The organism is Mesorhizobium sp. M7A.F.Ca.ET.027.02.1.1 (assembly GCF_004022985.1).
Taxonomy (GTDB): Bacteria; Pseudomonadota; Alphaproteobacteria; order Rhizobiales; family Rhizobiaceae; genus Mesorhizobium.
Map to the genome: position 1 here is coordinate 1 of NZ_RZOL01000956.1, position 432 is coordinate 432.

Below are 432 nucleotides of genomic sequence, written 5' to 3' on the forward strand. Positions count from 1 at the left end.
TCGCCAGCTTCATGGGCTTGGTGAAAAGCGTCAAGAACGGGGACCCTGCCAGCGCCACCTTGGGCGCCATCGCGGGAGTTTCCGGCGCGCTCGGCTCCGCCGCGTCATTTGCGGAAGGGGCCATGTATTTCGCGGGCGTATCCAGGCTCGACGCTTTCGGCCCATTGAAGTCCGCTTTCTCCGCGATCAGCCGGGCTGTACCGATGAGCGCCTACGATTACGATAGCGCGGCCGCCCGCTTGGCCGCCCGCTACGAATGGAAGGGTCCGAGCCTCGTTCTCGAACGCGTGGGACTTGCCGCCATCGGCGAAGTTACGGCCGGTCTTTCCGATATCGTCGCTCTAGCCCTTGTCTTCTACGACACGTTCAAGGACGAAATTGCAAGGTCCAGGCAGAATGCAGCCGTCTGGAACGATGTGAACGGGTCTCTGA

1 protein-coding gene is annotated in these 432 nt (G+C 62.0%); it reads left to right on the top strand.

Translation table 11 applies throughout. The features are described from left to right. Positions 1-122: 122 nt before the first annotated feature. Positions 123-432 (top strand): hypothetical protein (locus EN749_RS38150; protein ID WP_210214781.1); only part of this gene is annotated, 310 nt, incomplete at its 3' end.